The sequence below is a fragment of the Alterinioella sp. B-7 genome (assembly GCF_056857775.1).
Genome location: NZ_JBSXNT010000031.1, coordinates 201668 through 213299, shown reverse-complemented (window position 1 = coordinate 213299; position 11632 = coordinate 201668). Strand labels below are relative to the sequence as shown.

The 11632-nt window shown below is 65.5% G+C and carries 14 protein-coding genes and 1 riboswitch; of the genes, 12 read left to right on the top strand and 2 right to left on the bottom strand.

The annotated features are described in order from the left end of the window. Positions 1-92: 92 nt before the first annotated feature. Positions 93-1127, bottom strand: a complete 1035-nt coding sequence (gene cobW / locus AC13C7_RS09350; RefSeq protein WP_172320924.1) for a cobalamin biosynthesis protein CobW — start codon at positions 1125-1127, stop codon at positions 93-95. A 4-nt stretch (positions 1128-1131) separates the two neighbouring features. Continuing rightward, positions 1132-1503, bottom strand: coding sequence for a DUF1636 family protein (locus tag AC13C7_RS09345; protein WP_482867309.1), 372 nt, complete (start codon positions 1501-1503; stop codon positions 1132-1134). Between the two features lie 108 nt (positions 1504-1611). Continuing rightward, a riboswitch (cobalamin riboswitch) is annotated at positions 1612-1837 on the bottom strand. 42 nt (positions 1838-1879) lie between these two features. On the opposite strand from AC13C7_RS09345, the gene cobO reads away from it, so the two are divergent. The 12 genes from cobO (at position 1880) to paaD (ending at position 11619) form a co-directional block, all read left to right on the top strand. After that, a complete protein-coding gene (gene cobO, locus AC13C7_RS09340) occupies positions 1880-2500 on the top strand; it encodes a cob(I)yrinic acid a,c-diamide adenosyltransferase (protein ID WP_172320922.1) in 621 nt (206 codons plus the stop codon). 315 nt (positions 2501-2815) lie between these two features. Next, positions 2816-3160 (top strand): Lin0512 family protein, encoded by a 345-nt coding sequence (locus tag AC13C7_RS09335; RefSeq protein WP_482867308.1) that lies wholly within the window; start codon positions 2816-2818, stop codon positions 3158-3160. Then, positions 3160-3522: a Lin0512 family protein gene (locus AC13C7_RS09330; RefSeq protein ID WP_482867307.1), complete on the top strand. Its 363-nt coding sequence runs from the start codon at positions 3160-3162 to the stop codon at positions 3520-3522. Before AC13C7_RS09335 ends, AC13C7_RS09330 begins: the two co-directional genes overlap by 1 nt. Positions 3523-3658: 136 nt before the next feature. Then, positions 3659-5104, top strand: a complete 1446-nt coding sequence (locus AC13C7_RS09325) for a cobyric acid synthase (RefSeq protein WP_482867306.1) — start codon at positions 3659-3661, stop codon at positions 5102-5104. A gap of 58 nt (positions 5105-5162) precedes the next feature. Next, complete coding sequence (locus tag AC13C7_RS09320) at positions 5163-5684, top strand: DinB family protein (RefSeq protein ID WP_482867305.1); 522 nt, start codon at positions 5163-5165, stop codon at positions 5682-5684. A gap of 69 nt (positions 5685-5753) precedes the next feature. Continuing rightward, positions 5754-6386 (top strand): maleylacetoacetate isomerase, encoded by a 633-nt coding sequence (maiA, locus tag AC13C7_RS09315; RefSeq protein ID WP_482867304.1) that lies wholly within the window; start codon positions 5754-5756, stop codon positions 6384-6386. 12 nt (positions 6387-6398) lie between these two features. Then, positions 6399-7658 carry a fumarylacetoacetase gene (gene fahA, locus AC13C7_RS09310; RefSeq protein WP_482867303.1) on the top strand — a complete coding sequence of 420 codons (1260 nt, stop codon included), beginning with the start codon at positions 6399-6401 and terminating at the stop codon, positions 7656-7658. 174 nt (positions 7659-7832) lie between these two features. After that, complete coding sequence (pcaF, locus tag AC13C7_RS09305) at positions 7833-9035, top strand: 3-oxoadipyl-CoA thiolase (protein ID WP_482867302.1); 1203 nt, start codon at positions 7833-7835, stop codon at positions 9033-9035. Between the two features lie 69 nt (positions 9036-9104). Beyond that, positions 9105-10097, top strand: a complete 993-nt coding sequence (paaA, locus tag AC13C7_RS09300; protein WP_482867301.1) for a 1,2-phenylacetyl-CoA epoxidase subunit PaaA — start codon at positions 9105-9107, stop codon at positions 10095-10097. A 12-nt stretch (positions 10098-10109) separates the two neighbouring features. Continuing rightward, a complete protein-coding gene (paaB, locus tag AC13C7_RS09295; protein WP_446119031.1) occupies positions 10110-10394 on the top strand; it encodes a 1,2-phenylacetyl-CoA epoxidase subunit PaaB in 285 nt (94 codons plus the stop codon). Further along, positions 10394-11155 (top strand): 1,2-phenylacetyl-CoA epoxidase subunit PaaC, encoded by a 762-nt coding sequence (gene paaC / locus AC13C7_RS09290; protein ID WP_482867300.1) that lies wholly within the window; start codon positions 10394-10396, stop codon positions 11153-11155. Before paaB ends, paaC begins: the two co-directional genes overlap by 1 nt. Positions 11156-11157: 2 nt before the next feature. Continuing rightward, positions 11158-11619, top strand: coding sequence for a 1,2-phenylacetyl-CoA epoxidase subunit PaaD (gene paaD, locus AC13C7_RS09285; RefSeq protein WP_482867299.1), 462 nt, complete (start codon positions 11158-11160; stop codon positions 11617-11619). Positions 11620-11632 lie beyond the last annotated feature (13 nt).

Genomic DNA, 11632 nt, shown 5'->3' with positions numbered 1-11632 from the left:
ATCGCCTGGCGCGCGACCGGGCATCGACGCCCGGTGACAACGATGCGTCGACGCATCGTTTTGGGCGCGTGGGGCAAACGGTGTGGCACTATCTAGCCCTCCAGAACAGCGCGAATCCTTGCGGCGTCGATATTGTCATGCTCGCCGATCACCACCAGCTGCGAGCGGCGGGGCGTCTCGCCCCAGGGCCGGTCATACTGCGTGCGCAACCTCTCCCCCACGGCTTGCACCAACATCCGCATCGGTTTGCCTGTCACCGCGATATACCCCTTGACCCTGAGCGCCCCTTGCTCGCGCGCCAGCCGCAGGATCGCGGCCTCAAGCGCCTTGGGGTTCTCTACCTCATCCAGCTCGATCACGACGCTGTCGAAATCGTCATGTTCATGGTCATCCGCGCCGTCATGATGGCTTGGGCGGGCATCCAGATCGTCCTCGGCCGCCGCGCCCAGGCCAAGCACGACGCGCGGGTCGATGACGCCTTCCGTCATGGCGATCAGCGGCACCTTGCGCGGCATCTCGGCTTCGATCACGGCTTTCGCCTTGGCCAGCCCGTCCGCGCCGGCCAGATCGGCCTTGGAGAGCAGGATGATATCGGCGCAGGAGATCTGATCCTCGAACACCTCGCCAAGCGGTGTGTCGTGATCGAGGCTGTCATCGGCCTCACGCTGCTTTTGCACGGCGTCCACATCCGGGGCGAAGCGGCCCGCCGCCACGGCCTCGGCATCGGCCAGCGCGATGACGCCGTCGACGGTGATGCGGCTGCGGATCGCGGGCCAGTCGAAGGCCTTGAGCAGCGGTTTGGGCAGGGCCAAACCGCTCGTCTCGATAAGGATGTGCTCGGGCGTCTCCGGCAGGGCCATCAGCGCCTGGATCGTGGGGATGAAATCATCGGCCACGGTGCAGCAGATGCAGCCATTGGCAAGCTCCACGATGTTATTCTCGGGGCAGTTTTCATCGGCGCAGGATTTCAGGATATCGCCATCGACGCCCGCCGTGCCGAATTCGTTGACCAGGACCGCCAGACGCTTGCCCTGCGGGTTCGCCATCAGGTGGCGGATGAGCGTGGTCTTGCCCGCGCCCAGAAAGCCGGTGATGACGGTGACGGGGATCTTGGAAAGCTCAGACATCGGCTCAGTCCTTTTGCGGGGGGATACGGGCAAGGCTTTGCTTGCGGAAGATGACGGGGCGTTCGCGCCAGGGGACGATGCCGTCCGGCGTAGCGGCATAGGCCGCGGTGCCCTGGAGGATCTCGTCGACATGGGCGTCGGGATCGAGATGGCTGTAGATATAGGTCCAGCGTTCGGGCCCACCCGACAGCACCAGCGAGCAACCATTGTCGCAGGCGGAGAGGCATTCATTGCCGATCACGCGCACGCCTTCGGGCAGGTCGGCGGCGCGGAGGGCCTCATAGAGGCGCAGGCCCGGGCGCGGCTCCTCGGCCACGCGGGTACCATCCACCGTCTTGCGGCAGGTCGTGCAGACCGTGAGTGTCACCTGAGCCATGCGCGGGCCCCCTTTGGTCGATGCGGGAAAAGGGGAAAAGCCAGCCGGGGGCGAATTGGCCACATGCCCCCAAAGCCAGCCCGAAACACCCCGTTCGCGCGGTCTTCATCCATCCGTCCCGTGCTGGCAGGTCTCCCGGCTTGCGGATATCGGAGCGATGCCCCGGCGACCCCTCACCCTTCCCGGTCGATGCCAGTGGGATACGGGGGCCATTCTCCGGTCACGGTCGCGGGGGCGGCTGCGCTTGCGGCTTTCCACCGGTGATCGGTCGCAAAGCCTGTCGCATTCCCTCTTCGCCTGTCCTAAGACAGGAACCAGCACGGCTACGCACCTGCTCCATCACCGAGCCCTTTGTCAAGCATGAGGATGACGCCAGATGACCGACACACCGCTTTCCGACGAAGACCGCCATGCGCAGAAGATGGCCAAGAAGAAGGCCGCGCGCGACAAGATCATGGCGAAGAAGGAGGGTGAGAAGGGGCTGATCATCGTGCATACCGGACCGGGCAAGGGCAAGTCCTCCTCCGGGTTCGGCATGATCCTGCGCTGCATCGCGCATGGGATGCCCTGCGCCGTGGTGCAGTTCATCAAGGGGGCCTGGGATACCGGCGAGCGGCGGCTGCTGGAGGGCAATTTCAGCGATCTGTGCCAGTTTCACGCGATGGGCGAGGGCTTCACCTGGGAAACCCAGGACAAGACCCGCGATATCGAGATGGCGGAGAAAGGGTGGGAGAAGGCGAAGGAGCTGATCCGCGATCCCGCGATTCGGATGGTGCTGCTGGACGAGATCAACATCGCGCTGCGTTATGACTACCTCGATCTGGCCGAGGTCGTGCGGTTCCTGGCGGAGGAAAAACCCGAGATGACGCATGTGGTGCTGACCGGTCGGAACGCCAAGGACGACCTGATCGACCTGGCTGACCTTGTGACCGAGATGACATTGGTCAAGCACCCGTTCCGGTCCGGGATCAAGGGGCAGAAGGGGGTGGAGTTTTGACTTTGGCTTCGAATTGCCTTCGGCAATCCGACCCGCCGGGGCTCTGCCCCGGACCCCGAGGTATTTTCAGCAAAATGAAAGCAATGGTTTGTTAGGATTTGCCTGCCAGGGTGGTGAAGCGGTACAGGGAGAGGTCCCGATGACCGCGCAAAGTGAAAGCGCCGCGCCTAACCTGATCTGTCAGCACTGGGCGTGGCGTGTCTCTTGTGCATCCATGCTTTCATTTTGCTCGAAATACCTCCGCCGGAGGCTCCGACATCTGTCACGGGGGCTGCCTCCAAGATTGTGCGTTTGTCCTCTGCTGCGAGTCCTTTCATGACCGGTCCGCGGCTTCTGACCGAGTTCGGCATGGGTACCAGCCTGCGCCGGCAGGATTACACCGAGGCCGCCATTCGGGCGGTTCGGGATGCGCTGTGGCACAACTCGATCAACCTCGCCGGCCTGTTCGGGCGCGAGAAATCCGAGATGCGGATCACCGTCGAGATCGGTGTCGCTGCGCCGTCGCGTGTCGATCGGGACCGGGTCGCGGCGGTATTTCCATATGGCCATGTCGATCTGCGCATCGTCGAGGGCGGGCTGGACATGCCGCGTCCGGATGGCGCCCCGACGGTGATCGCCAATGCCGCGATCTCGGTCTCCTTCGACCGGGAGGGCGCGTGATGCAGCGGTTCATCATCGAGATGGGGATGGGCAACGATCTCTACGGGCGGGACTACACCAAGGCGGCGGCCCGTGCGATCGAGGATGCGATCCGGCACTCCTCGATCCCGCTATTCGAGGCGCTCGGGATCGACCATGCGGCGATGGAGGTGCGGGTCACGGTCGGCGTGCAGGCGCCGGACGCGGTGGATTGTGACGCGCTGCGCGACGGGTTGCCGCGCGGTAAGGTTTCGGTGCGTGCCGTCCATGGCGGTTTGAACGTCACCAACCCGGACAGTGGCTCGATCACGGTGATCGCAAGCGCGGCTGTGGAGGCGTTCCTGCCCGCCGATCTCGTGCGCGCGGCAGGGGGCGGGGCGTGAGTATTTGCCGCCAGGAAGATGGTAGGGATTTGTTCATCATTTCCTGTCAGCCTCGATCCTGCGGGGCAGGGTCTTGTCCCCGCGCTCCTGCCGCCGCGCTTACCCCGCCCTCTCGGGGCCGAGCGGGGTGTGCAAGGTGACGGCCCTGATGATCCAGGGGGCGGGCTCGAATGTGGGCAAGTCGCTGCTGGTGGCGGGGCTCTGTCGGGCCGCGCGCAGGCGGGGGCTGTCGGTGGCCCCGTTCAAGCCGCAGAACATGTCGAACAATGCCGCCGTCACGGTAGATGGCGGCGAGATCGGGCGTGCGCAGGCGTTGCAGGCGCAGGCGGCGGGTCTGGAGCCGGTGACGGATATGAACCCGATCCTGCTCAAGCCCGAATCGGAGATCGGCGCGCAGGTCGTGGTACACGGGCGGCGGCTGACCACGGTGAAGGCGCGCGACTATGCCGATCTCAAGCCGCGCCTGTTGCCCCGCGTGCTGGAGAGCTTCGGGCGTCTCAAGGCGGCGCATGACCTGGTGATCGTCGAAGGTGCCGGCAGTCCGGCGGAGGTCAACCTGCGGGCGGGCGACATCGCCAATATGGGCTTTGCGCGGGCCGCGGATGTCCCCGTTATCCTGGCAGGCGATATCGACCGGGGCGGGGTGATCGCGCAGATCGTCGGCACGCAGGCGGTGCTGGATCCGGGCGATGCCGACATGATCGCGGGGTTCCTGATCAACAAGTTCCGCGGCGATGTGAGCCTTTTCGACGACGGCTACAGGCTGATCGAGGCACAGACCGGCTGGCGCGGCTTCGGTGTCCTGCCCTTTTTCGCGGAGGCCGCCAGGCTGCCCGCCGAGGATGCGCTGGACCTGCGGGGCAGGAGCGCGGGGCAAGGCCTCAAGATCGCCTGCCTGACCTTCGAGCGCATCGCGAATTTCGACGATCTCGACCCGCTGGCGCAGGAGCCGGGCGTGTCGCTGACCATGATCCGGGCGGGGCAGGCGATCCCCGGCGATACCGACCTGGTGATCCTGCCGGGCACGAAATCCACCCGCGCCGACCTGGCTTACCTGCGCAGCGAGGGGTGGGACGTGGACCTTGCCGCCCATATCAGGCGCGGCGGGCATGTGCTCGGGCTCTGCGGCGGCTACCAGATGCTTGGCACCGCCATTCACGACCCCGAGGGGATCGAGGGGCCGCCGGGCAGCACCGAGGGGCTGGGGCTTCTTGGCATCGAAACGGTTATGTCGCGCGACAAGAGCCTGGAGCGGGTGACGGCGCGGCATGTCTTCACCGGGCAGGAGGTCTCGGGCTACGAGATCCATATCGGGCAGAGCGACGGCCCTGATCGGGCGCGGCCCTTCGCGCATGTGGGTGACCGGCCCGAGGGGGCCTCGACCCTCTACGGGGAGATTCAGGGCACCTATCTGCACGGGCTTTTCGCAAGCGATACGTTCCGGCGGGCCTACCTGGAAGGGTTCGGCGCGGTTGCGGGCGCGGCCAGCTACGGCGCAGGCGTCGATGCGGTGCTGGACGATCTGGCCGAGCACATGGCGCGGCACCTGGACCTCGACGCGATCCTGGCCACCGCCCGCTGATCGGTTGACGGTTACAAAATCGGGGCGGATAAGCGCCACGAAGACGAGGACCGCGCCGATGACACCGAACCCCTACCGAACCATGGCGTTGAACAATGCCTGGGCCAACGCGACGCTTTACGGGGCCATCGCGGGGATGAGCGCGGCCGAGTTCGCCGCGCCGCGCCCCGGTTTCTTCCCGTCGCTGCGCGAAACGCTTAACCATATCCACGAGGTCGACCTCTACTATGTCGATGCGCTGGAGGCGGGCGGGCGCGGGCGGTCGGTCTATGAGCGGGAGGGGATTGCGCAGGTCGCGGACCTGGCCCGCGCGCAGGCCGATGTCGATCTGCGGTTCGCGCGGTTCTGCAGCGACCTGACCGAGGAGACCCTGACCCAGACCCGCACCACGGAACGGCAGGACGGACCCGTGCAGGAGGAGGTCGGCGCGCTGATCCTGCATCTGGTGCAGCACCAGATCCACCATCGCGGGCAGGCCCATACCATGGTGCTGGAGGCCGGGATCGACCCGCCGCAACTGGATGATTTCCACCTAGAATTCGGACGCGTGCCCTCGGCGCAGGCCTATTGGGGTGGGTGACGGAAAAGCCGTTCGACCCGGCCCCATGGCTTGGGTAAGCTGTGGCGAAACGCGACGGGACCGGGACCGATGAAACTCTACACCTATTGGCGATCTTCCTGTTCCTACCGGGTGCGCATCGCGCTTGGCCTGAAGGGGCTGGACTGGGAGAGTATTCCTGTCCACCTGGTCAAGGGCGAGCAGAGCGCGCCGGACTATCTGGTGCATAACCCCGCAGGTTTCGTGCCAACGCTCGTGCTGGAGGATGGCACCGAACTGACCCAGTCGATGGCGATCCTGGATTGGCTGGAGGCGTCCTATCCAAGCCCCTCGCTGGTCCCGGAGGATCCGCTGGCGCGCGCCCGGATGCTGGCCGCGGCCCATGTCATTGCGATGGATACGCAGCCGGTGACGAATGTGGGCGTCGTCGGTCACCTGAAACGGGAATACGGCGCGGATGCCGAGGGCGGGATCGCCTGGATGGTGCATTTCATGACGCGAAACCTGGCCGCGTTTCAGCAGATGATCGCGCCGACGGGTGATTTCTGCTTTGGCGACCGCCCGACCTGGGCCGATATCTGCCTGATCCCGCAGCTTTACAACGCGCATCGGTGGGGCGTCGACCTGGCCCCGCTGACCCGCCTGACCGAGATCGAATCCCGCGCGCTGGCCCTGTCGGCCTTCGACGCCGCGCGGCCCGAAAACCAGCCTGATGCCGACTGAAGGAGTATCGAGATGAGTGACCTGCGCCGTTCCTGGGTCGAGAGCGCCAATGCGCCCGACTGCGACTTTCCGCTGAACAACCTGCCTTATGGCGTGTTTTCCACCGAGGGCAAGGGGCCGCGCTGCGGCGTGGCCATTGGCGATTTCATCCTCGACGTGCAGGCGCTTGAGGCCGAGGGTGTGCTGTCGGCGGGTGATCCGCCGGTCTTTACCAAGCCGTCCTGGAACGCCTTCATGGCGCTCGGGTCCGAGGCTTGGCAGGGGTTCCGGCAGGCGCTGATCGTGCTGTTGGGCGAGAAGACCGGCATGGATCGCCGGGCCGAGCCTTTCCTGGTGCCGATGGCGGATGCCACGATGCACATGCCCTTCGATGTCGCCGAATACACCGATTTCTACGCTGGCAAGAACCACGCGGTGAATGTCGGCACCATGTTCCGGGGCGCGGAAAACGCGCTGCCGCCGAACTGGCTGCATATCCCCATCGGCTATAACGGGCGCGCGTCCTCGGTGGTTGTGTCGGGCACCGATGTGCGCCGCCCCTGGGGCCAGTTGAAAGGCCCCGACATGGAGGCCCCGATCTGGGCGCCCTGCAAACGCTTCGACCTTGAGCTTGAGATGGGCGCGATTGTCGGCACGCCCTCGCAAGGGCCGGTGACGGTCGCCGAGGCTGATGCGATGATCTTCGGCTATGTGCTGCTCAACGATTGGTCGGCGCGCGACATCCAGGCCTGGGAATACCAGCCTCTGGGGCCGTTCCAGGCCAAGGCGACGGCGACCACGATCAGCCCCTGGATCGTGACGGCGGCGGCTCTGGAACCGTTCCGCTGCGACACGCCCGAGCGCGAGAAGGAGTTGTTGCCGCATCTGAAGGACGCGGGCCCGATGCTCTATGACATCGACCTCGCCGTGACGCTCACCCCCGAGGGCAAGGCGGCCAGCACCATCGCGCGCACGAATTACAGCCAGATGTATTACTCCGCCGCGCAGCAACTGGCGCATCACACGACCAGCGGCTGCCCGATGCGGGTGGGCGATCTCTTGGGCTCCGGCACCATCTCCGGCCCTGAGGCATCGCAGCGCGGGTCGCTGTTGGAGCTGAGTTGGGGCGGCAAGGAGCCGGTGACGCTGGAGACAGGCGAGGAGCGGAGTTTCCTGGAAGATGGCGATACGCTGGAGCTGCATGGCGTGGCGAAGGGCGACGGTTACCGGATCGGGTTTGGCCCTTGCGAGGGCAAGCTGCTGCCCGCGTTGAAGGATCCTTACGCGCGGTGAAGGGATGCGGCCCGTCGACGGGCCGCGCCTACGCGATGTCGGCTTGGCGTGTTACAGCCGAAACCGATGTGCGCCGAAAGCCGTAACATTTCCCTTGCGTCGAATCGGCAAAGCCCATATCCCGACCGTGCGGTCAGCTATTGACCGCGCGAGCCAAGGGGGAGTCCGACGCCAATGGATGCATTCATCTGCGACGCCACACGCACGCCGATCGGGCGCTATGGCGGGGCCTTGTCCTCGGTCCGGGCCGACGATCTGGCCGCCCATCCCATCGTCGTGCTGATGGCGCGCAACAGGCAGGTGGATTGGGCCAGCGTCGATGACGTGATCTATGGCGATGCCAACCAGGCGGGCGAAGACAACCGCAACGTGGCCCGCATGGCGGCGCTGCTGGCGGGCTTGCCACAGGACGTGCCGGGGACCACGGTGAACCGGCTTTGCGCCTCCGGCATGGACGCGGTCGGCATGGTCGCGCGCGGGATCAAGGCGGGCGACTATGACCTCGCCATCGCGGGCGGGGTTGAGAGCATGAGCCGCGCGCCGTTTGTCATGCCGAAAGCCACCACCGCCTTCACCCGCGCCAACGCGGTCCATGACACCACCATCGGCTGGCGCTTCGTGAACCCCAGGATGCAGGCGGAATACGGCACCGATTCCATGCCCCAGACCGCCGATAACGTCGCCGCCGAGTATGGTGTCAGCCGCGAAGATCAGGACGCCTTCGCCGCGCGCAGCCAGGCCCGTTGGCAGGCGGCACATGAGGCAGGGCTTTTCGCCGATGAGATCACCCCGGTCACGATCCCGCAGCGCAAGGGCGAGGCGATCACGGTCGATACCGACGAACATCCGCGCCCCGGCACGGATGCGGCGAAACTGGCCAAGCTCAAGGGCGTGAACGGCCCCGACCTCAGCGTCACGGCAGGCAATGCCAGCGGCGTCAACGACGGCGCGGCGGCGCTCCTGATGGCCTCGGGCACGGCGGCGGAGGCAAACGGCCTCACCCCCATTGCCCGCGTTGTCGGCATGGCGGCGGCAGGCGTCGCGCCGCGCATCATGGGCATCGGCCCGGTACCCGCCACCCGCAAGGTCCTGGCGCGCACGGGGCTGAGCATTTCCGACATGGATGTGATAGAGTTGAACGAGGCCTTCGCCGCACAGGGCCTGGCCTGCCTGCGGGAACTTGGTATCCCCGATGATGCCCCCCATGTGAACCCCAATGGCGGGGCCATCGCGCTTGGCCACCCGCTTGGCATGTCGGGCGCGCGCCTGGTGATGACGGCGGCCTATCAGTTGAAACGCACCGGCGGGCGCTATGCGCTGTGCACCATGTGCGTGGGGGTCGGGCAGGGCGCTGCCTTGATCCTGGAACGCGTGTAGCGCAGCCCGAAAAGTGGGAACCGGTTTTCGGATCAAGTTGCGCGAAAAACAGGAATGGGAGGACGAAACATGTATGCCCAAATGGTGAAGATCGCCGGAACCGGGATCAAGTCCCGCGAGGAAATGACCGACCAGGAACGCGATTTTCAGGACAAGATCGACGCCGACATCAAGATCGAGCCGCGCGACTGGATGCCGGATGACTACCGCGCCACGCTGATCCGCCAGATCGGCCAGCACGCCCATTCCGAGATCGTCGGCCAACTGCCCGAAGGCAACTGGATCACCCGCGCGCCGACGCTGGAAAGAAAGGCGATCCTGCTGGCCAAGGTGCAGGACGAGGCGGGGCATGGCCTCTACCTCTACTCCGCCGCCGAAACGCTTGGCGTGACGCGCGATGAGCTGACCGAGATGCTGCTGTCGGGCAAGATGAAATACTCCTCGATATTCAACTATCCGACGCTCAACTGGGCCGATATGGGCGCGGTCGGCTGGCTGGTCGACGGGGCCGCGATCATGAACCAGGTGCCGCTGCAACGCACTTCCTACGGGCCGTATTCCCGCGCCATGATCCGCATCTGCAAGGAGGAGTCGTTCCACCAGCGGCAGGGCTACGACATCATGATGAAGATGGCGAACGGCACGCCCGCGCAGAAAAAGATGGCGCAGGATGCGCTCAACCGCATGTGGTATCCGTCGCTGATGATGTTCGGGCCGTCCGACAAGGACTCGGTCCATTCCGCGCAATCCATGGCGTGGAAGATCAAGATCAACACCAATGACGAGCTGCGCCAGAAATTCGTCGATCAGACCGTGCCGCAGGCCGAGTACCTGGGCCTGACGGTGCCGGACCCCGACCTGACATGGAACGAGGAGAAGGGCGGCTACGATTTCACCGAACCGGATTGGGACGAGTTCTTCACCGTCGTGAAGGGCGGGGGCCCGTGCAACGTGGAACGCCTGGCCGCGCGCAACCGCGCCTGGGACGATGGCGCCTGGGTGCGCGAGGGGCTGCTGGCCCATGCGCAGAAACGGGCCGCGCGCAAGGTCGCGGCGGAATAAGGGAGTAGCGAGATGAAAAACGAATGGCCCCTTTGGGAAGTGTTCATCCGTGGCCAGCACGGCATGAGCCATCGTCACGTGGGCAGCCTGCACGCCCCCGATGCCGAGATGGCGATCAAGAATGCGCGCGACGTCTATACGCGGCGCAATGAGGGCGTCTCGATCTGGGTGGTCGAGGCGCGGCATATCTCGGCCACGGTTCCGGGCGAGAAGGGGCCGATGTTCGAGCCCTCCGAGGCCAAGATCTACCGCCACCCGACCTTCTACGACATTCCCGACGAAGCGGGGCAGATGTGATGACGCATGACAAGGCGCTTTTCCAGTTTCTCCTGCGCATGGGGGACAACACGCTGATCCTCGGCCACCGGGTCAGCGAATGGTGCGGCCATTCCCCGGTGCTGGAGGAGGATATCGCGCTGGCCAACACGGCGCTGGACCTGATCGGCCAGACGCAGTTCTGGCTTGGCCTGGCGGGCGAGGTCGAGGGGAAGGGACGCACCGCCGACGACCTGGCCTTTCACCGCGATGCCTGGGATTTCCGCAACCTGCTGCTGGTCGAGCTGCCAAATGGCGATTTCGGCCAGACGCTGATGCGGCAATTCCTGTTCGATGCGTATCAGTCGGTGCTTCTGGGGCGGCTGATCTCTTCTTCGGATGAACGTGTCGCGGCGATTGCGGCCAAGGCGTCCAAGGAAGTTGCCTATCACGTCGAACGCTCCGCCGACACGGTGGTGGGCCTTGGCGACGGGACCGAGGAAAGCCACGCCCGGATGCAGGCGGCGCTGGACTATCTGTGGCCTTACGTGGGCGAGATGTTCACGGGCGACGAGGTGGACGCCGCCATGGCTGACACCGGCATCGCGCCCGACCCCGCCAGTTTGCAGGAAGATTTCAACGTGCTGATCAGCCGGGTCATGGGTGAGGCGACGTTGAGCGTTCCGAACGCGAAATACAGCCACAAGGGCGGGCGCAGCGGGGTGATGCACACGGAACATCTGGGCCACCTGCTGACCTCGATGCAATGGCTGCAACGCGCCTATCCGGGGGCGGCGTGGTGATCATGGACAAGCCCACGACAGATCAGGTCTGGGCCTGGCTGGACGAGGTGCCGGACCCCGAGATCCCGGTGATTTCCCTGGTCGATCTGGGGATTATCCGGGGCGTGGAGTGGCAGGGCGACACGCTGGAGATCGCGGTGACGCCGACCTATTCGGGCTGCCCCGCGACGAGCGTAATCAACCTCGATATCGTTGCGGCACTGGGGGCCAAAGGCGTCGACAACGTGCGCCTCAGGCAACAGATCGCACCGCCCTGGACCACCGATTGGCTGTCGGACAAGGGCCGCGAGAAGCTGGAGAAATACGGCATCGCGCCGCCGCAGGCCGCAGGCGGCCCCGCGCGCTGCCCGCAATGCGGCGGTGAGGATCTGGAGAGGGTGAGCCAGTTCGGCTCCACCCCCTGCAAGGCGTCCTGGCGCTGCCGCACCTGCCTGGAACCGTTCGACTATTTCAAATGTATCTGAGGGAGGGGCATGG